At 62.9% G+C, this 23443-nt stretch carries 22 protein-coding genes; 16 read left to right on the top strand and 6 right to left on the bottom strand.

Translation table 11 applies throughout. From position 1 onward, the window contains the following. Positions 1-815 precede the first annotated feature (815 nt). Complete coding sequence (gene rpsT / locus Mame_RS21755) at positions 816-1082, bottom strand: 30S ribosomal protein S20 (RefSeq protein ID WP_018063566.1); 267 nt, start codon at positions 1080-1082, stop codon at positions 816-818. A gap of 279 nt (positions 1083-1361) precedes the next feature. Here rpsT and Mame_RS21750 point away from each other — a divergent pair, with 279 nt between their 5' ends. Further along, positions 1362-2354, top strand: coding sequence for a 2-hydroxyacid dehydrogenase (locus tag Mame_RS21750; protein ID WP_018063567.1), 993 nt, complete (start codon positions 1362-1364; stop codon positions 2352-2354). Positions 2355-2512: 158 nt separating this feature from the next. Next, entirely contained in the window at positions 2513-4225 is a 1713-nt protein-coding gene (locus tag Mame_RS21745) for a ubiquinone-dependent pyruvate dehydrogenase (protein ID WP_018063568.1), read from the top strand. Between the two features lie 9 nt (positions 4226-4234). Here Mame_RS21745 and mutM read toward each other — a convergent pair whose 3' ends face one another. After that, positions 4235-5122, bottom strand: a complete 888-nt coding sequence (gene mutM, locus Mame_RS21740) for a bifunctional DNA-formamidopyrimidine glycosylase/DNA-(apurinic or apyrimidinic site) lyase (protein ID WP_018063569.1) — start codon at positions 5120-5122, stop codon at positions 4235-4237. Between the two features lie 173 nt (positions 5123-5295). On the opposite strand from mutM, the gene ubiE reads away from it, so the two are divergent. The 11 genes from ubiE (at position 5296) to guaA (ending at position 17884) form a co-directional block, all read left to right on the top strand. Beyond that, positions 5296-6072: a bifunctional demethylmenaquinone methyltransferase/2-methoxy-6-polyprenyl-1,4-benzoquinol methylase UbiE gene (gene ubiE, locus Mame_RS21735; protein ID WP_018063570.1), complete on the top strand. Its 777-nt coding sequence runs from the start codon at positions 5296-5298 to the stop codon at positions 6070-6072. Between the two features lie 9 nt (positions 6073-6081). After that, positions 6082-7668, top strand: a complete 1587-nt coding sequence (gene ubiB / locus Mame_RS21730; protein ID WP_018063571.1) for a 2-polyprenylphenol 6-hydroxylase — start codon at positions 6082-6084, stop codon at positions 7666-7668. Between the two features lie 254 nt (positions 7669-7922). Beyond that, positions 7923-9215 (top strand): RsmB/NOP family class I SAM-dependent RNA methyltransferase, encoded by a 1293-nt coding sequence (locus tag Mame_RS21725; RefSeq protein WP_018063572.1) that lies wholly within the window; start codon positions 7923-7925, stop codon positions 9213-9215. A gap of 132 nt (positions 9216-9347) precedes the next feature. Next, positions 9348-10631, top strand: coding sequence for an imelysin family protein (locus Mame_RS21720; RefSeq protein WP_018063573.1), 1284 nt, complete (start codon positions 9348-9350; stop codon positions 10629-10631). A gap of 342 nt (positions 10632-10973) precedes the next feature. Continuing rightward, complete coding sequence (locus Mame_RS21715) at positions 10974-12482, top strand: di-heme oxidoreductase family protein (protein WP_155122169.1); 1509 nt, start codon at positions 10974-10976, stop codon at positions 12480-12482. Positions 12483-12535: 53 nt separating this feature from the next. Beyond that, on the top strand, positions 12536-13552 hold the full coding sequence (locus Mame_RS21710; RefSeq protein ID WP_079921014.1) for an imelysin family protein: 1017 nt from the start codon (positions 12536-12538) through the stop codon (positions 13550-13552). A 1-nt stretch (position 13553) separates the two neighbouring features. Then, entirely contained in the window at positions 13554-14642 is a 1089-nt protein-coding gene (locus Mame_RS21705; RefSeq protein WP_018063576.1) for a DUF1513 domain-containing protein, read from the top strand. A gap of 19 nt (positions 14643-14661) precedes the next feature. Next, a complete protein-coding gene (locus Mame_RS21700; RefSeq protein ID WP_018063577.1) occupies positions 14662-15120 on the top strand; it encodes a TspO/MBR family protein in 459 nt (152 codons plus the stop codon). Positions 15121-15263: 143 nt separating this feature from the next. Beyond that, positions 15264-15647, top strand: coding sequence for a PaaI family thioesterase (locus Mame_RS21695; RefSeq protein WP_085986550.1), 384 nt, complete (start codon positions 15264-15266; stop codon positions 15645-15647). After that, entirely contained in the window at positions 15647-16279 is a 633-nt protein-coding gene (locus Mame_RS21690; RefSeq protein ID WP_018063579.1) for a 5'-methylthioadenosine/S-adenosylhomocysteine nucleosidase, read from the top strand. Before Mame_RS21695 ends, Mame_RS21690 begins: the two co-directional genes overlap by 1 nt. 39 nt (positions 16280-16318) lie before the next feature. Then, positions 16319-17884 carry a glutamine-hydrolyzing GMP synthase gene (guaA, locus tag Mame_RS21685; RefSeq protein WP_018063580.1) on the top strand — a complete coding sequence of 522 codons (1566 nt, stop codon included), beginning with the start codon at positions 16319-16321 and terminating at the stop codon, positions 17882-17884. 179 nt (positions 17885-18063) lie between these two features. On the opposite strand, the gene Mame_RS21680 is transcribed toward guaA, so the two are convergent. The 3 genes from Mame_RS21680 to Mame_RS21670 all read right to left on the bottom strand — a co-directional run bounded on the left by Mame_RS21680 (position 18064) and on the right by Mame_RS21670 (position 20534). After that, positions 18064-18363, bottom strand: coding sequence for a putative quinol monooxygenase (locus Mame_RS21680; RefSeq protein ID WP_018063581.1), 300 nt, complete (start codon positions 18361-18363; stop codon positions 18064-18066). Positions 18364-18379: 16 nt separating this feature from the next. Continuing rightward, positions 18380-19396 (bottom strand): NADP-dependent oxidoreductase, encoded by a 1017-nt coding sequence (locus tag Mame_RS21675; RefSeq protein ID WP_018063582.1) that lies wholly within the window; start codon positions 19394-19396, stop codon positions 18380-18382. Between the two features lie 217 nt (positions 19397-19613). Then, positions 19614-20534, bottom strand: coding sequence for an AraC family transcriptional regulator (locus Mame_RS21670; RefSeq protein ID WP_018063583.1), 921 nt, complete (start codon positions 20532-20534; stop codon positions 19614-19616). 107 nt (positions 20535-20641) lie between these two features. On the opposite strand from Mame_RS21670, the gene Mame_RS21665 reads away from it, so the two are divergent. The 3 genes from Mame_RS21665 (at position 20642) to Mame_RS21655 (ending at position 22717) form a co-directional block, all read left to right on the top strand. Continuing rightward, the gene (locus tag Mame_RS21665) at positions 20642-21010 is read left to right on the top strand and encodes a hypothetical protein (protein WP_018063584.1); all 369 of its coding nucleotides are present in this window, start codon (positions 20642-20644) and stop codon (positions 21008-21010) included. A gap of 58 nt (positions 21011-21068) precedes the next feature. Beyond that, positions 21069-22004 (top strand): NADP-dependent oxidoreductase, encoded by a 936-nt coding sequence (locus tag Mame_RS21660; RefSeq protein ID WP_018063585.1) that lies wholly within the window; start codon positions 21069-21071, stop codon positions 22002-22004. Positions 22005-22138: 134 nt separating this feature from the next. After that, complete coding sequence (locus tag Mame_RS21655) at positions 22139-22717, top strand: TetR/AcrR family transcriptional regulator (protein ID WP_018063586.1); 579 nt, start codon at positions 22139-22141, stop codon at positions 22715-22717. A gap of 26 nt (positions 22718-22743) precedes the next feature. Here Mame_RS21655 and Mame_RS21650 read toward each other — a convergent pair whose 3' ends face one another. Next, positions 22744-23358 (bottom strand): TetR/AcrR family transcriptional regulator, encoded by a 615-nt coding sequence (locus Mame_RS21650; RefSeq protein WP_018063587.1) that lies wholly within the window; start codon positions 23356-23358, stop codon positions 22744-22746. Positions 23359-23443: the final 85 nt, after the last annotated feature.

Below are 23443 nucleotides of genomic sequence, written 5' to 3'. Positions count from 1 at the left end.
CGTTGCCGCCTTTCAAACGTCATCACCCTGGCGCGCGCTTGTTTTTATATCGCCCGCTGCCTGTTTTCGCCCTGCTGCCGGTGTCTTCCCGGCATGCGTTTAAGTCCGGCTCTCCGCCGGAATTGGGACTTTCCGCCGCTTGCCTGCCATCCGATCCTCGTATCGGAAAATGCAGGCTGCAAAATGTCCGGAGTTTCTGTGTTTTGAAGTTCTGCTTCCCCTCCCTGCTCTCGTAGGTCATTTGCAAAAGACACACAGGAACGAACCCGGAATTCTGGCGAATACCGGATAACAACCTGTGATTGTTGGAAAAACGGCGCCCAAAAAGCCGCCGCTCCCAGCGTCGGGAAGACAACGTATCCTGTGTCGAACACGCCCCTCCCGAAAAATCCGGGAGCTCATTCCGTCTGCTGTCGGAGGTCATTTAGGCAAGAACGACCGACAATTTCAACAAGGATTTTTTGCCGATTCGGCGCTTCCAGCATTGACTCTTACCCGTGAGTTTGGGTCCCCGCGGAAGGGCTCGGAAGAATCGCTTTTGAATCAATTAGATTCACATATGTCTGAAACCGGTCGGACGAAAATGCCGGAAAAAATAAATTTTTCAGATGTCATTATTACATGGACCGCGGCGGCCCAAAAATGGTGAAAATGCGGCAAACCTCGCGTAAGCCATTGAGAAGGTTCGATGTTCTTGGTCATTTTAGTGACATCTGTTCGTAATGTTTGCATCACAATAGCCAAGTGTATGAACTCAAAACGAAAAACCCGGCACAAGGCCGGGTTCTTCAAAAAGTCTGCAATTCTAATTCGGATCAGGCCGAAATTGCCTTCACGCGCTGCGCCAGACGCGAGACCTTGCGCGAGGCGGTGTTGCGGTGAAGCACGCCCTTGCTGGCGGCGCGCGCCAGTTCCGGCTCGGCTGCGGCCAGAGCGGCCTTGGCCTGCTCCGGATCGCCGGCGAGGATCGCTTCTTCAACCTTGCGAACGTAACCGCGAACGCGGGTGCGGCGGGACTTGTTGACGGCTGTACGGCGGGCCATCTTGCGCGTCGCCTTTTTCGCCGAAGTTGTATTGGCCATATAAGTCTCTCTTCGAATTCTGACGCAAGCTCCGTCAGTCGCGGTTGCCGTGACCGGCCTGGATCGCTTTTGTGACGGGAGCAATTGATGAAGCTCATTGAGCTTTCAAATACTGTGGCCGGGCATATAAAGCCAATCCGGCTGCCCGTCAATGCTTAAATCCCGCAAAGTCGGGGGTAAAGCAGATACAGCGTCCGATTTGCCGCCGCCGACGGCCATTGCCATTGCCGCAAAGGCCCTTACACTTGTCGAGGCCGGGATCAAGCCACAGGAGCCGCCATGCGCGTCACCGTCTTTTCTGCCAAGCCCTATGACGAGGAATTTCTGAAAGCGGCCAATGAGGGCCGGCACGAACTGATCTTCACCGAGGCCGGGCTTCACGCCCCGACCGCGAAGCTTGCCGCCGGCTCGAAGGCGATCTGCGCCTTCGTCAACGATGATCTCGGGGCATCGGCGCTTTCGGTCCTGAAGGATGTGGGCGTCGAATTGGTGGCGCTCCGGTGCGCCGGCTTCAACCGGCTCGATCTCGCCGCTGCCGACCGGCTCGGTATCGCCGCCGCCCGGGTGCCGTCCTATTCACCCTATGCGATCGCCGAACACACGCTGGCGCTGGTGCTGACGCTGAACCGCAAGATCCACCGCGCCTATAACCGGGTGCGGGAGGGCAATTTCGCGCTCAACGGCCTGCTCGGCTTCGACCTTCACGGCAAGACGATCGGCGTGGTCGGCACGGGCGGCATCGGCCGCAATGTCATCCGCGCCTTTTCAGGCTTCGGTTGCGAAATCCTGGCCTTCGATCCGTTTCCCAATGACGAGGCGATGGCGCTCGGCGCGCGTTATGTGGACAAGCAGGAGCTTCTCGAAAAATCGGAAATCCTCACGCTGCACTGCCCGCTGACGCCGGAAACCCGCCATTTCATCGATGAGGACGCAATCGCTTCGATGAGGCGCTGCCGCATGCTGGTCAACACCAGCCGTGGCGGGGTGGTGGATACGCTCGCTGTGATCGAAGGTCTGAAATCGGGGCGAATCGGCGCGCTCGCCCTCGATGTCTATGAGGAGGAAGACGACCTGTTCTTCCGCGACCTGTCCTCCACGGTCATCCGCGACGATATCTTCGCCCGCCTTCTGACCTTCCCCAATGTCTTGATTACGGGCCATCAGGGCTTCTTCACCCAGGAGGCGCTTTTCAATATCGCCCGCACCACGATCGGCAATATCTCCGCGTTCGAGGAGAATGGCGCGGCGCTGCATCCGATCGGTAAAAGGTGAGGAGGCCGCCTGCGGCCGCTCCGCAGGCGAGGGGGCGACAAAGACGCGCATACGGCTTTTTTCCGGGCTCATTTTCGCCAGCGGTGCGTTTACCCTTAGACGCCGTCTGACGGCGTTCGCGCAGAAAAACGGGAGAAAACCGCGAAAGGAGCGCTCACATGTCCAAAACCGTAGCAGAGATTGTCGTCGACACGCTGGAAAAAGCGGGCGCCAGGCGCATTTACGGCATACCCGGCGATACCATCAACCATTTCACCGACGCCGTGTCCCGGTCCGATCTTCGGTGGGTCCACGTCCGGCATGAGGAGGCGGGCGCCTTTGCCGCGGGCGGCGAGGCATACATGACGGGCGAACTCGCGGTCTGCGCCGGCACCTGTGGCCCCGGTTCGCTGCATTTCGTCAACGGCATCTATGAAAGCCATCGCAACGGCGCGCCGGTGCTGCTGATCGCCTCGGAGGTCGACCGTCCGCAAAAGGGCTTCGATTTTCCGCAGGATGTCGATCAGAAGAAGATCTACGAGCAGCATTCGGTTTTCTGCGAGCATATCTCGCATCCCGCCCAGGCGCGGCGGATCGTCGCGATGGCGGCGCAGGCGGCGCTTACCAAGGGCGGCGTGGCGGTGGTTATCGTCAGCGGCGATATGTTTCAGGAAAGCGATGCCGATTCGGCTGACTGGCGGGTCCACCGGCCCCGGCCCGTAGCGCGCCCGAATGATGAGGAACTGGCCGAGCTCGCGGAACTGGTCGATCAGGCGAAACGCGTAACAATCTATGCCGGCATCGGCGCGCGCGATGCCCGCGAGGCGGTAGTGGCGCTCTGCCGCAAGGTCAAGGCGCCGATGGTCCACACCACCCGCGCCAAGGAATGGCTGGAGCCCGGCAACCCCTTCAACGTCGGCGTCAACGGCATTCTCGGCAACCGCGCCGGGTTGAACGCGCTGGAAAAGGCGGATCTGGTGATCTCGGTCGGCTGTGATTTCGCCTATACCCAGTTCTATCCCGATCGCAAGATCGTGCAGATCGATATCGATCCCACGCATCTTGGCCGGCGCGCGCCGATCCATCTGGGCCTTGTCGGCGATGCCCGCACGACGCTGGAGGCGTTGTTGTCCAAGGTGCGGGAAAAATCCGACGAGAAGCATCTCAACCACCATCTCAAGGAATGGCAGGAGGACCTGGCCGACTATGAGGAGGCGGGCGATGAACCCGACCCGAGCCTGATCCATCCGCAATTCGTCGCCAATATTCTGAACGCCAAGGCGGCCAGCGATGCAATCTTCATCTCCGATGTCGGCACGCCGATGGTGTGGATGCTGCGGCATCTCAAGGCCAATGGCAGCCGCCGGTTTCTCAACAGCCTGCTGCACGGCACGATGGCAAGCGCGATGCCGCAGGCGATCGGCGCCAAGCTCGCCTATCCCGACCGGCAGGTGATCGCCATGTGCGGCGATGGCGGACTGTCGATGCTGATGGGCGATCTCCTGACGCTGGTTCAGGAAGACGTGCCGATAAAACTCCTGGTGTTCAACAATTCCTCGCTCGGCTTTGTCGAGATGGAGCAGCGCGTCGAGGGACTAGTCGACCATTTCACCACGCTTGAAAATCCGGATTTCTCAAGGGTTGCCGAGGCCTGCGGCATTACCGGCTTCCACGCGGACAATGCGGAGCAGCTCGGATCGGCGATGGACGCCTGGCTTGCCGCCCCCGGCCCGGCGTTGCTCGACGTCAAGGTCAACCGCATGGAACTGGTCATGCCGCCCAAGGTCGAGGTCTCCCAGGTCGCCTCCACCGCGATGTTCGGCGTCAAGGCGGTGTTCGATGGCCGGATGAAGGAAGTGGTGTCCCTGCTCAGAAGCAATTTCCTGAAGTAGGCGGGACGGCTAACCCTTTTGGCAGGCCGGGCAATAGAAGGTGGAGCGGCCGGTCTGGACGGCGCGGGCGATGGTGCCGTCGCAACCTTCGTGCCGGCAGGGCGCGCCGGTGCGGTCGTAGACGGAGAAGGAATGCTGGAAATAGCCGAGCGTGCCGTCGGTCTTGCGATGGTCCCGAAGCGTCGAGCCGCCGGCCTCGATGGCCTCGGCGATCACATCGCGGATCGCCGGCACGAGCCGTCTCAGCCCGTCGCGCGGCTTTCCCGCGGGCGTCACCAGATGGCCGGCGGCGCGGAACGGCGACAGCCGCGCCCGCCACAGCGCCTCGCAGACATAGATATTGCCGAGGCCTGCGATATTGCGCTGGTCGAGCAGGGCGGCCTTCAGGCTCTGGGTCTTGCCGGCAAAGCGGGTTGCCAGATAATCGGCGTCCAGGCTGTTGCCGGTCGGCTCCGGGCCGAGGCCCTTGAAGCTCGCATCCGCCTCGAGCCCGGCGCGCGCGACGAGCTTCATGAAGCCGAAGCGGCGCGGGTCGTTGTAGATCACGCGGGCCCGGCCATCGCTCAGATGGAAGACGACATGGTCGTGGATGGCGGCGGCGTTGCGCGGCAGGTGAAAGTCGCCGGGCGTTGCGGATGCGCTTCCGTCTTCCACCCGGTAGGACCCGGACATGCCGAGATGGGCGACGATGGTCATGCCGTCATCGAGGTCGATCAGCAGATATTTCGCCCGCCGGCCGAGCGCGACAATTCGTCTGCCCTTGACGGCTTCGGCGAAATCCTGCGGGAACGGAAACCGGAGATCGGCCCGGCGCAGTTCCAGCTTCTCGATGATCCGGCCTTCCATGGCGGGGGCCAGCCCGCGGCGCACGGTTTCGACTTCCGGCAGTTCCGGCATGATGTTTTTAAGCCTTTGGCGTTTCGCTTTTGCGGGTTTCGGTTTATAGCCGCAACGGTGTCTGTTGTGTATCGCTGCAGCAGAGCCAATATTGGGTCTGATATAGCGATTCAGCGCGTGCTGACAAAGCCGAAACGGGCAGACGGAAGATTTTCAAGCGTGAGGTGCGTAAGATGACGGATAGCCGGACCACCGCCAATGGCGGCATGGAGACCTCCTTCGGCTTCAAGAATGTCGCCGATGGCGACAAGCAGCCTCTGGTCAACGATGTCTTCCACAAGGTCGCCAAGCGCTACGACATCATGAACGATGTGATGTCGGCGGGCCTCCACCGGGCCTGGAAGGCCGGCATGGTCGGCGCGCTGAACCCGCCCGCCGATCCCGATTATCACGTGCTCGACGTCGCCGGCGGCACGGGCGATATCGCCTTCCGCATCGTCGATGCGTCGAAGGGGCTCGCCCGCGCCACGGTGCTCGACATCAACGGCTCGATGCTTGCCGTCGGCGAAGAGCGGGCCCAGAAGAAGGGCATTGCCGAAAACCTCACCTTCGTCGAGGCCAATGCCGAGGACCTGCCGTTTCCGGACAAGACGTTTGACGCCTATACGATCGCCTTCGGCATCCGCAATGTGCCGCATATCGACAAGGCGCTTTCGGAAGCCTACCGGGTGCTGAAGCGCGGCGGCCGGCTGCTGGTGCTGGAATTTTCCGAGGTCGAGGCCCCGATCCTCGACAAGGTCTATGATCTGTGGTCGTTCCACGCCATTCCGCGCGTCGGCAAGGCGATCGCGGGCGATGGCGAACCCTACCGCTATCTGGTCGAATCGATCCGCAAATTTCCGAACCAGAAGGATTTTGCCAAGATGATCGAGCGCGCCGGCTTCTCGCGGGTCAAGTTCACCAATTATTCCGGCGGTATTGCTGCCCTTCATTCCGGCTGGAAACTTTAGGCATTCATCATGGGCGCGCTTCGATCCTACTTCAATCTTCTCGGCGTCGGCTGGGTGCTGGCCCGCGAGGGCGTGATCAACGCGCTGCCATCGGAAGGCCTGCCGCCCTATGCCCGGTTGGTGAAGGCCTTGCTGGTGCCCTTCGCCCGGCCCGGCGCGCGCAAGAAGGCGCGCTCCGACAGGCTCGGCAAGGCGATCTCGCGGCTCGGCCCCTCCTATGTGAAGATGGGCCAGTTCCTGGCAACCCGGCCGGATGTCGTCGGTGCCGGATTTGCCGAGGATCTGGCGCAGTTGCAGGACCGGATGCCGTTCTTCCCGGTCGAAGCCTCCAAGGCGACCATTCGCGGCTCGCTCGGCCGTTCTGTCGATGAGCTCTACACCGAATTCGGCGATCCGATCGCCGCGGCCTCGATCGCGCAGGTGCATCCGGCGAGGATCGCGACGCCCGAGGGCGAGAAAAAGGTCGCCGTCAAGGTGATCCGCCCCGGTATCCGCCACCGGTTCAACGAGGATCTCGGCGCGATGTATCTGGTCGCGCGCATGCAGGAGCGGTTCATCCGCTCCAGCCGGCGGCTCAGGCCCGTCGATGTCACCCGCACGCTGGAACAGACCACCAAGATCGAGATGGATCTGCGGCTGGAAGCGGCCGCGATCTCGGAGATGACGGAAAACACCGCCCATGACGAGGGCTTCCGCCTGCCTGCGGTCGACTGGGAGCGCACCGGCCGCGACGTTGTCACCATGGAATGGATCGACGGCGTCAAGATGTCGGATGTCGCGGGGCTGAAGGCCGCGGGCCATGACCTCGAGAAGCTGGCGGTAACGCTGATCCAGTCCTTCCTGCGCCACACGCTGCGCGATGGCTTCTTCCACGCCGACATGCATCCCGGCAATCTGTTCGTCGACAAGGATGGCCTGATCGTCGCCGTCGACATGGGCATTGTCGGGCGACTCGGAAAGAAGGAGCGGCGGGTGCTCGCCGAAATCCTCTACGGCTTCATCACCCGCGATTACATGCGCGTGGCCGAGGCCCATTTCGAGGCGGGATACGTGCCGTCGCACCACAACAAGGCCTCGTTCGCGCAGGCGATCCGCGCCATCGGCGAACCGATCCATGGCCAGTCGGCGGAGACCATCTCGATGGGCAAGCTTCTGACGCTGTTGTTCGAGATCACCGAAATCTTCGACATGACCACGCAGACGCAGCTCATCAACCTGCAGAAGACCATGGTCGTGGTCGAGGGCGTGTCGCGCATGCTCGATCCGCATTTCAACATGTGGAAGGCGTCCGAGCCGGTCGTGTCGAAATGGATCGAACACAATCTCGGCCCCCGCCGGGTGCTGACCGATATGCGCGAGGGCATGCAGGCGGTGCTGAAGATCGCCGAGGCCATCCCGGACATCGCCGACAAGACCGAGAAATTCCACAACGAGGTCGTCGCCATGAGCGAAAACGGCCTGCGTTTCGACGAGCGCACCTCCGAGGCCATCGGCCGCGCCGAAGCGCGCCACACCCGCTCGGGCCGCGTGGCGCTGTGGCTGATTGCGGCGGTGCTGGTGTACCTCGCCGTGGTGGCTTCGGTGGCGGTGTTTTGATGGCTGTTGGTGTTGAGGGCGCGTTGGCAGGTGAAAGCCAGCGAGCGCCGCATAGCCCCCTTCAATCTCTCCCCTTGAGGGAGAGATGTCGCGAAGCGACAGAGAGGGGTATGGGGCGGAACAACGGACTCGGAGTTCAGCGGCTTGCGGTTCACCCCTCTCTGCCCCTTTCGGGGCATCTCCCCCTCAAGGGGGGAGATTGGAGGGCGCGTGGTCTACGCCTTCACCAAACCTCATCCAAGGGAGCATAACACATGCGCATTGGCGGACGCCTTCAGGGCGCGATCGAGGTTCTTTCCGAGGTGGAGGAGCGCAAGCGTCCCATCGCCAACGCGCTGAAGGACTGGGGCACGGCGCATCGCTTTGCAGGCTCCGGCGACCGGGCGGCGATCGGCAATATCGTCTATGACGCGCTCCGGCTGAAGCTGTCGCACGCCTTTCTGATGGATGATGACAGCCCGGCGGCGCTCGCCCATGCGGTGTTGTTCCGCCAATGGGGTTTTACCCCCGAAAGCCTTGCCGAAAGGCTCGACGGCGACAAGTTCGCGCCGGAGCCTCTTTCCGAGAGCGCGCTCGCCGCCTTTGCCAGCGGCAACCTTGCGGATGCCCCGGATCATGTCCGCGCCGACCTCCCGGAATGGATTCTCCCGGCCTTCAAGGAAAATTTCGGCGATGACTGGCTGGCCGAGGCCGAGGCGTTGAACCTCCGGCCATCGCTCGATCTGCGCGTCAACACGCTGAAGGCGGACCGCGAGAAGGTGAAGAAAGCGCTGTCGCGGGCAGGGGCCGATCTGACCGCGATCGCGCCGCAGGGCCTGCGCATTCCGCCCGGAAGCGGCGGCGACCGGCTGCCGAACGTCACCGCCGAACTCGCCTTCCAGAAAGGCTGGTTCGAGGTGCAGGACGAAGGCTCGCAGATCGTGGCCCGGCTCGTGGACGCCCATGCCGGCCAGCAGGTGCTGGATTATTGCGCCGGCGGCGGCGGCAAGACACTGGCGCTTGCAGCCGACATGGACAATGCCGGCCAGGTGCACGCCTATGATGCCGACCGTACAAGGCTTGCGCCGATCATCGAGCGTCTGCGTCGCGCCGGCACCCGCAATGTCCAGGTCCATGACGATGCCGCCGCGCTGGAGGGACTGAGCTTCGATCGCGTGCTGATCGATGCGCCCTGCACGGGTACCGGCACGTGGCGGCGCCGGCCCGATATCAAATGGCGGCTGTCGGAAAAGAACCTCGAGGAGCGCATGGCGCAGCAGGACGCGGTGCTGGCCGCGGCCTCCCGTTTCGTCAAGCCCGGCGGATTGCTGGTCTATGTCACCTGCTCGCTGCTTCCGGCCGAAAACCAGGCCCGGATTGCTGCCTTCCTCGAAGGACGGGCCGATTTCGAAGCTCTCGATATCGCGGCGCTCTGGCAGGAACGCTTCCCGTCATCGCCAAAGCAGCCGCATTTCACCGATGGACGGTTCGCGACGCTGACGCCGGCCTCGACCGGGACCGACGGTTTCTTCTGCGCGGTGCTGCGCAAACAGGGCTGGACAGGCTGAAAATTGACGATGCGCAAGCCAGTACGCAGCGCGCGGGCGGCGCGCGATTTTCTATAACTGGATTATTTGACACAAGTTTCTTTTTCCTTCATGTAGGCAGCACTCACAGTGTCATTGAAGGAGAGGGACCCCATGATGCACACGATCCGTACGCGCGCCCTTCTGGCGGGCTTTGCCGCCTCGACCATGCTCGCAGCCCCGGCTTTTGCCGCTGACGTCACGCCCGAGGCGGTGGTCAAGCACTATGCCGATGTCGCGCTTGCGAAATACCAGGATTCGCTGACGACGGCGAAGGCGCTGGACGAGGCCATTCAGGCGTTCGTCGCAAACCCGAGCGAAGAGACCCAGAACGCCGCCAAGGAAGCCTGGATCGCGGCGCGCATCCCCTACCAGCAGACCGAGGTCTATCGTTTCGGCAACCCGACCGTCGATGACTGGGAAGGCAAGGTCAATGCATGGCCGCTGGATGAAGGTCTGATCGACTATGTCGATGCCTCCTACGGCATGGAAAGCGACGAAAACTCGCTCTACACCGCCAATGTCATCGCCAATCCCGAGATCAAGATCAACGGCGAGACGGTCGACGCCACCGAGATCACGCCCGATCTGCTCGCCAACACGCTGCATGAAGCCGGCGAGATCGAGGCCAATGTCGCGACCGGCTACCACGCCATCGAATTCCTGCTCTGGGGCCAGGACCTGAACGGCACGGATGCCGGTGCGGGCCAGCGCTCCTACACCGATTATCTTTCCGGCGATGATTGCACCAACGGCAATTGCGATCGCCGCGCGGCCTATCTGACGGCGGCCTCCGAACTTCTGATTTCCGACCTTGAAGACATTGTCGCGGCCTGGGAACAGGGCGGCGAGGCTTACGCCTATGTCACCGAAAACCCGACCACCGGCATCGCCGCGATCCTGACGGGCATGGGCTCGCTCTCCTACGGCGAGCTTGCCGGCGAGCGCATGAAGCTCGGCCTGCTTTTGCACGATCCGGAAGAAGAGCATGATTGCTTCTCCGACAACACCCATGCCTCGCATCTGAACGACGCGATCGGCATTCTTCAGGCCTATACCGGCGACTACACGCGGGTCGACGGCACGGAAATGACTGGCGCATCGGTCTCCGACCTGGTGGCTGAGAAGGACCCGGCGCTGGACGAGGAGCTGAAGGCGAAGCTGCTTGCGACCGTCGAGGCGATGGAAGCGATGGCCACCCGCGCGGAAACCGTCGAGGCCTACGACCAGATGATCGGCGAAGGCAATGACGAGGGCAACGCCGTGGTTCAGGCCGCAATCGACGGCCTGATCGACCAGACGCCGTCCATCGAACGCGCGATCGCCGCGCTCGATCTCGGCCAGATCGAGCTCGAAGGCTCCGACAGCCTTGACGCGCCGGAAGCCGTGTTCCAGTAGGAGCGGAAATGGGTGCGGCTTCATATCGCTTGGCGGTGAACGCCGCGCCTGCACCCTATGCTGCGTCATCCTCGGGCTTGACCCGAGGATCTAATCACGTTGGACGCGAGCAGCGTTTCGGGTAGCAGAATAGGGACGCCACACGAATTTCCGTTCGCGCCAGTCGCGCGGATGGGTGCTTGGATCCTCGGGTCAAGCCCGAGGATGACGCCGAGAGAAAAGGTGGGGCGGGTGCTGAAGCGCGAGCGCCGGTCCGACGAAGGCGAGGATGTTCGCCCTGAAACAACAAAAAAGGACGGCCGGAACGACCGTGATGGCATGATGAAACGGCATATTCCTGCAATGACGACAGCGGCTCTGGCCGCTTCTTTGTGTTTTACGACGACCTTCGCCGCCGACTGGACCCCGCCCGCCGAACGCGCCGATCTTGACGCGAAGGACAAGGCCCGGGTCGAGAAGGTCACGCAGCCGACAGACGACTTTTCCAAGCCGGAAGCCTTCGAGATCATGCAGGGCGGCGCCGCGACCAGCACGGCGAACGTCAACCGCGACAGCTTCTCGCACTCCTCCGCCAACATCACCTTCGCCGAGGAGGAAACCTTCAAGCTCGGCAATGCGCTGTTCCGCAAGTTCTGGGTGTCGTCACCGTCCTCCACCCAGGCGTCCGACGGGCTCGGGCCGCTGTTCAACGCCCGCTCCTGCCAGAGCTGTCATCTGAAGGATGGCCGCGGCCATCCGCCGGAAGGTGACAGCGATGCGACCTCGATGTTCCTGCGCCTTGCGCGGGTCGCCCGCACGCCGGAGGAGCAGGCGCGCATCGACAATTACGAGACCATCAATTTCCCCGACGCGGTCTATGGCGGCCAGCTTCAGGATTTCGCCGTGCCGGGCCTTTCCGCCGAAGGGCGGATGACGATCGATTACCGGGAAGAAGACGTCACGCTCGGCGATGGCTGCACGGTTTCGCTGCGCCACCCCACCTATGGCGTGGCGGACCTCGCCTACGGCCCGCTTGGCGAGGACACCACGCTCTCGCCACGCATTGCCAACCCGATGATCGGCCTTGGTCTGGTGCAGGCGATCGAGCCCGCCGATATTCTCGGCCTGGCAGACCCGGACGATGCCGATGGCGACGGGGTTTCGGGCCGCCCCAACATCGTCAGCGATACCGTGACCGGCGAGGTCAAGCTTGGCCGTTTCGGCTGGAAGGCGCAGAACGCGACGATCCACGATCAGTCCGTCGGTGCGATGAGCGGCGATATCGGCGTCTCCTCGCCGCATGCGCCGAACCCTTATGGTGATTGCTCCGAGGCGGAAGCCGCGTGCCTCGCCATGCCCACCGGCGTGCAGCCGCGCCTCGGCGATACCGAAGCGCCCGATCCGGTGATGGAACTGATCACCTTCTATGCCGAAAATCTCGCCGTTCCCGCACGCCGCGATGTCGATGACGTGGACGTGCTGCGCGGCAAGCAGGTGTTCTACGAGGCCGGCTGCACCGCCTGCCACAACCCCAAATTCGTCACCAGCCGCAATGCGGAAAACCCGGCCCATCGCTTCCAGCTGATCTGGCCCTATTCCGATTTCCTGCTGCATGACATGGGCGAGGGGCTTGCCGACGGCCAGCAGGTGGCGATGGCGAACGGCCGCGAATGGCGCACCGCGCCACTCTGGGGCAACGGGCTGACGGAAGTGGTCAACGACCATTCCTTCTTCCTGCATGACGGACGCGCCCGCAACCGCACCGAGGCGATCCTGTGGCATGGCGGAGAAGCCGAGACCGCGCGCGACAATTTCGCCAATGCGTCGCAAGAGGATCGCGACGCGCTGATCAAATTCCTGGAGTCGCTGTGAAACAGTTTCTTGCCGCAACCCTCGTCATTCTTTCCGCCGGCAGCGCCGCTGCCATGAACCGCGACGCCGTGCCCGGCGTGCTGGAACAGGCGGTGGATGGTTTCATCCGCCCCGGCTACCAGAATTTCGCGGCCGCCACCGGGACATTGTCGGAAGCTGTCGAGGCCTTTTGCGCCGCACCGGACGAGACCAGCTATCAGGCTGCAACGGCGGCCTTCGACGAAACGGTCGCGGCATGGTCCGCGATCGAGATCGTGCGCACCGGCCCGGTGCTGGAGGATCATCGTTTCGAGCGCATCCTCTATTACCCGGACCGCAAGAGCATCGGCCTGAAACAGGTGCAGGCGGCGATCATCGAGAAAGATGAAAGCGTGCTCGATCCCGACTATCTGCCGCAGAAGAGCGTGGCGATGCAGGGGCTGCTGGCGCTCGAATTCGTGCTTTATGGCACGCAATATGAAACCATGTTCGAAGCACCCGACAGCTATCGCTGCCGCTATGGCGAGGCGATTGCCACCAACATGGATCGCGTCGCCGGCGAACTGACGGCCGCCTGGGAGGCGGAGGATGGCGTCGCCGATGCCTGGAAGCATCCCGGCCCCGACAATCCGCTGTTTCGCACCGATGACGAGGCGCTGACGGCGCTGCTCGGCATTCTGGTCCACGGCGCGGAGACGGTGCGCGACCAGCGCATCGAATATTTCTACCGAGGCGAGGACGGGCCGAATTTCGCCACCCGCGCGATCTACTGGCGCTCCGAGAATACATGGCCCTCGGTGCTCGCCAATCTCGATGCACTGCAAGCGCTGATGAACGATGCCGGCATGGCGGACCTGCTGGACGAGGACGTCCGCTCGATCGTGTCCTCGATCAACTTCCTGTTTTCCTCGCTCGATGGCGTGGTGGAAAGCATGAACCCCGATATCGAGGTTGTCCTCAACGACCCCGATCAGCGCGCCAAACTCGATTACATCATCCTGAACCTCAAGGACGTGATCCTGCGGCTGAATGACAATTACGGCGGGGCGATCGGTCTCGGCGCCGGTTTCTCCTTCTCCGACGGAGACTGACATGTCCGCCCGTTCGGCCCTGATCGACCGCCGCAGTTTCGTCAAGGCCGCCGGCAGCTTGTTTCTGGCCGGGCTTTCCGCGCCCGCCGTCTTCGCTTTGGAGCGCGCCGATGCGGTCTATGCAACGGGCATCAAAATGCCGGACGGCCGGTTCGCGCTGGCGCTGATGGCGGAAGACGGCGCGTTCATTTCGCGGATCGCGCTGCCGGACCGGATCCACGGTCTCACCGTTTCGCCCGCCACGGGCGCAGTGGCGGCATTCGCCCGCAGGCCCGGAACCTTCATTCTGGTGTTGCCGCCCTCGGGCGCGGAGACCATCATCAACGCGATCCCCGACCGGCATTTCTACGGGCATGGCGCATTCTCTCCGGATGGCCGGTTTCTCTATGCCAGCGAGAATGATTTCGACAACCGGCGCGGCGTGATCGGCATCTATGATGCCCGCCAGAACTATATCCGCATCGGCGAATATCCGACCTATGGCATCGGCCCGCACGATCTCTCCGTGACCCCCGATGGCCGTTTTCTGATCGCCGCCAATGGCGGGATCGAAACCCATCCCGATTTCGGCCGCACCAAGCTGAACCTCGATCACATGGAACCGTCGCTGGCGCTTATCGATGCGGAAAGCGGCGCGCTTGTCGAAAAACACGCGCTGCCCGCAGCCCTCAGCCAGCTTTCGACGCGGCATCTGGCACTGGGGGGAGAAGGCCGCATCTGGTTTGCCTGCCAGTTCGAGGGCCCGCGCAACGAGACGCCGCCGCTTGTGGGCCATATCGCCCCCGGTGAGGCGCTGTCTTTCAAGCCGCTGCCGGAGGATGTCACGATCAGTCTCGGCAATTATGTCGGCGCGATCGCCGCCAACCCCCGCGACGGGCTGATCGGCCTGACCTCGCCCAGGGGGCTGGTGGTGACGCTGGAGGAGGCGACCGGCCGGCTGGTCTCGACCGGAAAACTCGAAAACGCCGCCGGCATAGCCGACGCCGCGCATGGTTTCGCCGTCGGCACCTATGACGGCCTGTTCGCCGGCGCGCGCCATGATGTCGCATTCGATCAGCATGCGGTGCGCCTCATTGGCAATTCGGTCTAGCAACGCTATCTATCCGCTCATGAAAAACAGCAAAGCCATTCACGCGCTCTTCATCATCGGCGTTCTTGCCGCCGGTCTCTTGGCCGGCTTCCTCAACATGCCGGGCGAATGGTATGCGTCGCTCGCCAAACCGCCCTTCAACCCGCCGGACTGGCTGTTCGGGCCCGTCTGGACGGTGCTTTATGTCTTCATCGGCTGGGCCGGCGCCCGCAGTTTTCTGCGCCGCGAAGAGTATCCCAGAGCATTTGGCCTCTGGGTCGTGCAGTTCGTGCTGAACATCGCCTGGATGCCGGTCTTCTTCGGCCTGCAGATGATGGTCCCGGCGCTGATCATCATATTGGTGCTGCTGCTCGCCATCCTCGCCTTCATCGGCGCCACGCGCCATACCGATCGCCTCTCGGCCGCCCTGTTCGCCCCCTACGCCCTCTGGGTCGCCTTCGCCACGCTGCTCAACGCCGCGCTTATTTACCTCAACTGAGCTTGCCGCTTGTCGGAAACGCTGCGGCGTGGCAGGTTTGCCCCATTGGCAAGGCGGTTTCCGGTAAAGGCAAAGCATTGGCAGAATTCGAACATGGCGATTTTCACGCGCGGATCGTGAACAGTTTTGCGAGCCAGGGCGCGATGGAAATGCTCGGCGCGGAGTTGACCCGCATCAGCCACGGCGTCGTCGAGATCGAGCTGCCCTTCGATGCCAAGCTCACCCAGCAGCATGGCATCCTCCATGCCGGCGTGATCGCGACCGGGCTCGAGACCGCCTGCACCTATGCCGCCTATACCATGATCGATACCGACGCCTCGCTGCTCACCATCGAGTTCAAGGTCAATCTGATGTCGCCGGGCAGGGGCGGCCGGTTCCTGTTTCGCGGCGAGGTCACCAAGCCCGGCACCAACATCATTGTCACCGATGGCAGGGGCTATGCGATCGGCGACGGCCCCGCCAAGCTGATCGCCTCGATGTCCGGCACATGCATGGTTCTGCGCGACCGGGAAGGCTTTGAAGGCTGATGCGGGTCGAACTGATCGCCGGCAAAAACGTGCTGTTCGTCATGGCCGCATCGGCCGAATATGGCGCGCGTCTCAAGGCCCGGATCGCGCCGCTGATGACCGGCATCGGCCCGGTGGAGGCGGCGGTGCGACTGACCAGGACGCTTGCCATGCTGGAACACGCCGACGCCGCGCCCGATCTGGTGGTTTCGCTCGGCTCGGCTGGCTCGGCCACGCTGGAGCAGACCCAAATCTATCAGGCCTCCTCGGTCTCCTATCGCGACATGGATGCCTCGCCGCTCGGTTTCGAAAAAGGCCGCACGCCGTTCCTCGACCTGCCGGCGGAGGTTACGCTGCCCTTCACCATTCCCGGCCTGCCCCAGGCGCGGCTTTCCACCGGCGGCAATATCGTGTCGGGCGCCGCCTATGATGCCATCGACGCCGATATGGTGGACATGGAAACCTTCGCGCTGCTGCGCGCCTGCCATGTTTTCAACCTGCCGCTCGTCGCCCTGCGCGGGATTTCCGATGGCAAGGCCGAACTGAAGCATGTCGATGACTGGACGCAATATCTGCACATAATCGATGAAAAACTGGCTGCCGCCATCGATCGGCTGGAAACCGCCATTGAAACGGGCGCGATTCCCCTATAAGGCCGGTTTTTAGCTTTCACCGACAGGAAGGCCCCAGCCGTGACCCCAGAAATTTCCCATCCCGATTCCGTCCTGATCATCGATTTCGGCAGCCAGGTGACGCAGCTGATCGCGCGGCGTGTGCGCGAGACCGGCGTCTATTGCGAGATCGTTCCGTTCCAGAAGGCGGAGGAAGGGTTCGAACGGCTGCAGCCGAAGGGCGTGATCTTCTCCGGCGGTCCGGATTCGGTCACCCGCGAGGGCTCGCCCCGCGCGCCGCAGGCCGTGTTCGACAGCGGCGTGCCGATCCTTGCGATCTGCTACGGCCAGCAGACCCTATGCGTGCAGCTTGGCGGGGCGGTCGAGGGTGGTCACGCGGCTGAATTCGGCCGGGCGGATGTCGAGATCCTGAAGGCCTCGCCGTTGTTCGAGGGCATCTGGGAGGTCGGCAAGAAATATCCGGTGTGGATGAGCCATGGCGACCGCGTTACCGTGGCCCCGGAGGGCTTCGAGATCATCGGCGTCTCTCCGAATGCGCCGTTCGCGATCTGCGTCAACGAGGACAAGCGCTATTACACCACTATGTTCCACCCGGAAGTGGTGCATACGCCCGATGGCGGCAGGCTGCTTGCCAACTTCGTGCACAAGATCGTCGGGCTGAAATCCGACTGGTCGATGGCGGCCTACCGCGCCGAGATGGTGCAGAAGATCCGCGATCAGGTCGGCGACAGCAAGGTGATCTGCGCCCTTTCGGGCGGCGTCGATAGCTCCGTGGCCGCGCTCCTGATCCACGAGGCGGTCGGCGACCAGCTCACCTGCATCCTCGTCGACCACGGCCTGATGCGCAAGAACGAGGCAAATGAAGTGGTCGCGATGTTCCGCGAGCACTACAATCTTCACCTCATTCATGTCGATGCGGTCGACAAGTTCGTCGGCGAGCTCGAAGGCGTCGCCGATCCGGAAACCAAGCGCAAGATCATCGGGCGCCTGTTCATCGAGACCTTCGAGGAAGAGGCCAAAAAACTCGGCGGCGCCGATTTCCTGGGGCAGGGAACGCTCTATCCGGATGTCATCGAAAGCGTGTCGTTTTCCGGCGGTCCCTCGGTCACCATCAAGTCGCACCACAATGTCGGCGGACTGCCCGAGCGCATGAATATGCAGCTTGTGGAGCCGCTGCGCGAACTGTTCAAGGACGAGGTCCGCGTGCTCGGCAAGGAACTCGGCCTGCCGGACTCATTCATCGGCCGTCACCCCTTCCCGGGGCCAGGCCTTGCGATCCGCTGCCCCGGCGGCGTGACGAAGGAAAAGCTCGACATCCTGCGCGAGGCCGATGCCATCTATCTCGATGAAATCCGGAAAAACGGACTCTACGACGTGATCTGGCAGGCCTTCGCCGTGCTGCTGCCGGTGCAGACCGTGGGCGTGATGGGCGATGGCCGCACCTATGAATATGTCTGCGCGCTGCGCGCCGTGACCTCGGTCGATGGCATGACCGCCGATTTCTACCACTACGACATGAACTTCCTCGGCAAGGCCGCCACCCGCATCATCAACGAGGTCCGCGGCATCAACCGCGTCGTCTACGATGTGACAAGCAAGCCGCCGGGCACAATCGAGTGGGAATGATTCAGGCCCATCCGAGGGAATTGGGGATGACGCCCCAATGCGCTTTGTGCTGTTGAGACAATAAAACGGCTTGCGCTGATCCACCCGGCGGTGGCGGCAGGCGGGACTGGCGTTGACAGCCGGCCCGCATTGGAATGCCGCGCCACATGCGGGCGCGGGCATCGGCTTGGTCCCCCGGTTCAGTCGAAACCGGGCCTTTCCTCCATCACCGCGTAGGTCTGAAGGTCGCCTTTCATCCGGTCGCCCCAGGTCTTCAGGAATGCAAGCGTTTCCGCCCTTGCGAGATGGGCCGTCAGCGCTGCCTCATCCCGCCAGCGCTCTGCCACCAGGAAGCGTCCCGTTGGCCTGTCATCCAGGGTGATGCCGTAGAACAGGCAGCCCTCTTCGGCCTTCGTGCTGAGACTGATCGCCTGAACGTCGCGGACGAATGCGTCGATGTCCGGCGGATCGATGTGGATGTAACCCATGAGCATGAGCATGTCGGTCTCCTCCCGTTCACAGGCCGACGGTCAGCACGATCTTTCCCTGGATATGGCCCTCGGCGGCCCGTTCATGCGCCTGGCGCGCCTCGGCAAGCGGATAGGTGCTGTCGATGACGGCGCGGATTGTCCCGTCATCGAGCAGGCGGGCGAGTTCCGCCAGTTGCGCTCCGCTGGAACGGACCTGGGTTGCGGACACGGTGATGCCCCGTTTTTCGGCCTCTTCGGTATCCGCAAACCCAAGCGGGTAGACCGGAAACAGGGCGCCTCCGCGCTTCAGGGTCTTGAGAAAACGGCCCGTTGTCGGACCACCCACCGCATCGACGACGAGATCGAGGTCGCGGGCCACGTCCTCGGCAGGCGTTTTGGTGTAGTCGATGAATTCGTCGGCGCCGAGGACGCGCAAAATGGCCTCATGTCCGCCTGAGGCAACCGCAGTCACATGTGCGCCCTTCAGCTTCGCCACCTGTACCGCGAAATGCCCGACGCCGCCCGCGGCCCCGTTCACCAGCACGGTCTTGCCCTCGAGCGGAACCGGCTGATGCGGGCCTGGCTGCAGCGGGTTCGGTTCGCTGTGGCCAAGCGCCACCATGAACTGCCAGGCGGTGAGCAGCGACATGGGTGCGGCGGCGGCATGAATGTGATCGATGCCGGCGGGCTTCTTCGCAAGCTCGGACGCCGGCACGCTGACATATTCCGCATAGGCCTTGCTTTCCCCGACGCTGAAAAACCGCACCATGGAATAGACTTCATCGCCGGCGGAAAAGCCTTCGACATCATCGGCGACCGCCTCGACCACCCCTGAGATGTCGGTGCCCAGAATGAGCGGAAAGTCGACCTGCGGCCGCCATTCCGGCGGAAGCGCCCTGTAGCCGTCACGCAGGTACCAGTCGGGAGGATTGATCCCGATGGCGTGGACGCGCACCAGGACTTCGCCCGGCTGAAGCGCGGGTTTCGGCGCATCTTCGTATTGCAGAACATCCGGGCCGCCGAAGGCGTGGATCCGGACGGCTTTCATTGTTTCATTCGACATGGTTTTGTCCTTTCAAGGCAAATGCGCTGCAGATGGAGCACTGCCCCGCATTATGTGGAGCGTTGCCCCGTTTAAACGGGGCGGCGCTCCATTTGTCAAGCGTTATTGTGAAATCAGACGGCCGCAAGAACGACGACCGCGTCCTCGCTGTCCCCCGCGATCCTGTTTCCGGGGAGTGTGTCGACACGCCTCGCGCCGCATCTACAACGACGTGGCGCTAGGCGAGGAAACGCGCGGCGCCATTCTGTCCCGACGAACGCGCGTGATGGCGGGGCGTCGTGCCCGTCACGCGTTTGAAGGCGGTTCTGAACGCGCTTTCCGATTCATAGCCGAGGGCATGGGCAATCGCGCCGATGGCTTCGCCATGCTCCAGACGGCGTCCGGCGAGGAGCATCCGCCAGCGCGTGAGATATTCGATCGGGCTTTCGCCGACCAACTGCCGGAACCGCGCCGCAAAGCTGGCGCGCGACATGCCGGCCTCAGTGGCAAGCGTTTCCACCGTCCAGCGCCGCGACGGTTCCCGATGGATCGCCTTGATGGCCGCCCCCACGCGCTGGTCCGATAACGCGAACAGCCAGCCGGTCCCCTTGTTCTCGTTGAGGTAGAGACGGAGCGCCTGGATGAAGATCATCGAGGCGAGTTGCTGTGCGATGAGGATGCCACCCGGTTTGAGATCGGTCAGTTCCTGCCGCATCCGCTCGAAGGCCCAGCGCAGCGTTTCAGCCTCGCCGCGCAGATGGACGATTGGCGGCAGCATGCCGAGTAAAATCTCGGCCTGCGGGCCCGCAAGCGCAAAATGGCCGCCGAGCACCGTCACGTCTGATCCGTCGTTGAGTTTCACCAGCGTGCCTTCTTCAGCGCCGAGAAAGTAGCGCCGCCAGTCCTCGGGCGGCAGGCTCAGGTCACTGGCGATCTGAAACGGCTGGCCGCGTGGCAACATGAAGCAATCGCCCTTCTGCAGAAGCACAGGCTCGCCCCCGCCTTCCACAGCAATCCAGCACGCGCCGGCGGTGACGGCATAGCATTTGACGGCCTCATGGGCGTCAAAGCCGATCGACCAACTCCCGCCGGCCTCGAAGCCGCCCACGAGATAGCTTCGCAGTCGCAGGAAGGAGATGATATCGGACAGCGGATCCATTCTGGATGATCTCCAACAAAAGCAGGATTTTGGCGCATAGTTCGTCTGAAGTCGACGGCCTATGATGCTTTTGCGGTTCAGCGAACACTTGCGCAGGGAGATCGGCTTTGACCTTTGGGATATTGGCGCTCGTGATGATGTTCGCCTGTTGCGCTCTCGGTATCCGATTTGTCTTTTTCGGCGGGAGCGTGCTCAAGGAGTGGGGGCTCGAAAGCACGGCCGGAGCGCTCATTCTGTTTCGCCGGATGGGCCTGATGTATCTTGGCCTCGCCCTGATATTTTTCCTCGGGCGAACAGCCGGCCCTTCGGAAATCCGCTCAGCGGTGTGTCTGGTCATCGGCGGAACGGCCCTGCTGTTGGCAGGTCTGGGATTATTCGAATTCCTGGCTCGGCGCGTCAGTGCGGGCATCTTTCGTTCGGTCATCGCGGAAGCGGTGCTTGGGGCGGCCTTTATCTGGGTTTGGTGGGCGGGCTGATGATGGGTTTCACGCTGCGAACTGATATGAGCGCTGAGCAAACCGACGGGTACCAGTCATGAAGCGCATCCAGTATTTCAGGTATGGCAAGCCGGAAGAGCTTACGCTCGCCGATGTGGATCAGCCGAAACCCGGACGCGGCCAGATTCTGGTTCAGGTCAGGGCCGCGTCCGTCAACCCGATGGACTGGAAGATCCGGCGCGGAGAAATGAAAATTTTGTCCGGTTCACACTTTCCGCGCGGCCTGGGTCATGACTTTTCCGGTGTGGTCGAAGCCGTGGGCCCCGGCGTCGATCAATTCAGGCAAGGCGACGAAGTCTTTGGCGCAACGACCATCCGGCAAGCCGGCGCTTTCGCGGATTATGTCGTGGCGGACGCAAAAGCGGTTACGCTGAAGCCATTGAATCTAACGTTCGAGCAGGCGGCGACCCTGACGGTCGTCGGTTCAGCAGCCTGGATCGCACTGATCGCAAAGGCTAAACTGAGAGCCGGTCAGTCCGTCCTGATCACCGGGTGTCTGGGCGGTGTGGGACGGTCGGCGGTGCAGATCGCACGCATGCAAGGGGCAATCGTCACTGGCAGTTGTCGTGCGTCCGGGCGCGAGGAGGCTCAGGCGCTGGGCGTAAGCGAGGTGATCGACTACAACGCCTTCGATATCGGGGCCTATAAACGCCGGTTCGATGTCATCTTCGATACTGCTGGCGCGCTGTCGCTGCGCCAGTGCGGCGCGATGCTCAAGAAGAGCGGCCTATCGCTGCACATCGTCCCGACGCCCGCCAAGATGGTCGGCTGCCTGTTTTCACCGCGTCATCACATCGTGTTCGCCAATCCAACCCCCGAAAGCTTCGCGGGCATTTCCGAAGCGGCCGGGCAAGGCAAGTTGGCGCCGGTGATCGGTCGCGTCGTGCCGCTGTCGGAAGCGATCCCGGCCATTATTGCGCTCGAAAAGACCGGCAACCCCAAGGGAAAGCTGGTGATTGCTCCCATGGGGTAGGACCGGAGAGCCGCCATTCCGGTGGAAGCGTTCTACAGCCATTCGGCACCGCTTTGTTCTCGCAAGGCAAGCGTGCTACAGCTGGAGCATTGCCCCGTTTAGGCGGGGTGGAGCTCCACCTGTTAAGTGACATCATGAGATCAGACGCCCGAAAGAATTACGATCACATCCTCGCTGTCGCCCGCGACCTTCTTTCCGGGGACGGCGCGGATGCGTCGCTGCGTGACATTGCCCGCAAGGCTGGCGTTGGCGATGGAACGCTGCACCGCCACTTTCCCACGCGCGAGGCCCTGCTGGAGGCCTTGCTCCGCACAAGCTTCGATGCGTTGAGCGTGCGGGCGGGCGAGCTGGCACAGTGCGAAGAGGCCGACGAAGCGCTGTTGATATGGGTGCGCGAGGCGATTGCGGTGACGCACAACTACAAGGGCGTCATCGCGCCGATGGTGGCCGCGATCGCTGACGAAAATTCCGCCCTGCATTCCTCATGTGTCGATCTGCGCCAGGCGGGGGCGGGGCTTCTGAAGCGGGCGCAGGCGAGCGGGCTGGCGCGGCTGGACATGGATGGCAATGATCTCTTCGCCCTGATCAGCGCTCTGGCGTGGCTTGCCGACCAGCCTCCGCTCGTCCCGCGGGCGGATCATCTGTTCGACATCATATCGGACGCCATTCTCTTGCGGCGGCCCGGCGGGGTTCCGGGAAACCAGCGCGCCTAGGCTGCCTGAGAAGATTTGCCCGGCGACTAGTCGGGCTCGTGTGAGGGACCAGCAGCGCCCTGCTGACCGGCCGCGCGATAACGCAGCCCGTCCACCAACAGCGCGACCAGCCGGCGCGCGGCTGCTGGATTGCCGTCGCTTGACGGCATGCACAGGCTCGCGACCGCGCGCAGGAGATCATACGGGTCTGCGTCGGGACGTATTTCTCCGGCGGCGACGGCGGCATCGAGCAATCTTTGCAGCGCAGGCTCGAACCGGCTGTCGAAATAGGCCGGCAACGCTTCGAACGCCGGGTCGCCCGAATGGAGCGCGGCGGCCAGTCCGCGCTTGGCGACAATGAAGTCGACATAGCGCTGCATCCAGCGTTCGAGCGCTTCTGCGGGAGGATAGGCTTCCGCGAGAGAGGCCGCGGCGTCCGCGCAGGCGTCGACCTCACTGCGAAAAACCGCTGCAATCAGATCGGAACGCTGCGGAAAGTTGCGGTAGATGGTCCCGACACCGACACCCGCCTTTTCCGCGATCTCGCGCATCGGCGCCTCGACCCCCGACGTGGCGAACACGTCGCGTGCGGTGCGCACCAGTGTCTCGATATTGCGCTGCGCATCTGCGCGCACGCTCCGTTCCGACGATCTGCCAGCCATGGATTCCAGAAAATCTCCAATAGACGCTTGTTAAACGGAACAATGTTCCGTATATAGACGGAAGACTGTTCCGCTTAATACGCCG

This window comes from Martelella mediterranea DSM 17316 (assembly GCF_002043005.1).
Taxonomy (GTDB): Bacteria; Pseudomonadota; Alphaproteobacteria; order Rhizobiales; family Rhizobiaceae; genus Martelella; species Martelella mediterranea.
This window is presented reverse-complemented; position numbering and strand designations above follow the sequence as displayed.

Excerpts from the sequence above, each read along its gene's own strand:
- rpsT (WP_018063566.1), bottom strand. The coding sequence starts at position 1,082 with ATGGCCAATACAACTTCGGCGAAAAAGGCGACGCGCAAGATGGCCCGC.
- Mame_RS21750 (WP_018063567.1), top strand. The coding sequence starts at position 1,362 with ATGCGCGTCACCGTCTTTTCTGCCAAGCCCTATGACGAGGAATTTCTG.
- Mame_RS21745 (WP_018063568.1), top strand. The coding sequence starts at position 2,513 with ATGTCCAAAACCGTAGCAGAGATTGTCGTCGACACGCTGGAAAAAGCG.
- mutM (WP_018063569.1), bottom strand. The coding sequence starts at position 5,122 with ATGCCGGAACTGCCGGAAGTCGAAACCGTGCGCCGCGGGCTGGCCCCC.
- ubiE (WP_018063570.1), top strand. The coding sequence starts at position 5,296 with ATGACGGATAGCCGGACCACCGCCAATGGCGGCATGGAGACCTCCTTC.
- ubiB (WP_018063571.1), top strand. The coding sequence starts at position 6,082 with ATGGGCGCGCTTCGATCCTACTTCAATCTTCTCGGCGTCGGCTGGGTG.
- Mame_RS21725 (WP_018063572.1), top strand. The coding sequence starts at position 7,923 with ATGCGCATTGGCGGACGCCTTCAGGGCGCGATCGAGGTTCTTTCCGAG.
- Mame_RS21720 (WP_018063573.1), top strand. The coding sequence starts at position 9,348 with ATGATGCACACGATCCGTACGCGCGCCCTTCTGGCGGGCTTTGCCGCC.
- Mame_RS21715 (WP_155122169.1), top strand. The coding sequence starts at position 10,974 with ATGACGACAGCGGCTCTGGCCGCTTCTTTGTGTTTTACGACGACCTTC.
- Mame_RS21710 (WP_079921014.1), top strand. The coding sequence starts at position 12,536 with ATGAACCGCGACGCCGTGCCCGGCGTGCTGGAACAGGCGGTGGATGGT.
- Mame_RS21705 (WP_018063576.1), top strand. The coding sequence starts at position 13,554 with ATGTCCGCCCGTTCGGCCCTGATCGACCGCCGCAGTTTCGTCAAGGCC.
- Mame_RS21700 (WP_018063577.1), top strand. The coding sequence starts at position 14,662 with ATGAAAAACAGCAAAGCCATTCACGCGCTCTTCATCATCGGCGTTCTT.
- Mame_RS21695 (WP_085986550.1), top strand. The coding sequence starts at position 15,264 with ATGGAAATGCTCGGCGCGGAGTTGACCCGCATCAGCCACGGCGTCGTC.
- Mame_RS21690 (WP_018063579.1), top strand. The coding sequence starts at position 15,647 with ATGCGGGTCGAACTGATCGCCGGCAAAAACGTGCTGTTCGTCATGGCC.
- Mame_RS21680 (WP_018063581.1), bottom strand. The coding sequence starts at position 18,363 with ATGCTCATGCTCATGGGTTACATCCACATCGATCCGCCGGACATCGAC.
- Mame_RS21675 (WP_018063582.1), bottom strand. The coding sequence starts at position 19,396 with ATGTCGAATGAAACAATGAAAGCCGTCCGGATCCACGCCTTCGGCGGC.
- Mame_RS21670 (WP_018063583.1), bottom strand. The coding sequence starts at position 20,534 with ATGGATCCGCTGTCCGATATCATCTCCTTCCTGCGACTGCGAAGCTAT.
- Mame_RS21660 (WP_018063585.1), top strand. The coding sequence starts at position 21,069 with ATGAAGCGCATCCAGTATTTCAGGTATGGCAAGCCGGAAGAGCTTACG.
- Mame_RS21655 (WP_018063586.1), top strand. The coding sequence starts at position 22,139 with ATGAGATCAGACGCCCGAAAGAATTACGATCACATCCTCGCTGTCGCC.
- Mame_RS21650 (WP_018063587.1), bottom strand. The coding sequence starts at position 23,358 with ATGGCTGGCAGATCGTCGGAACGGAGCGTGCGCGCAGATGCGCAGCGC.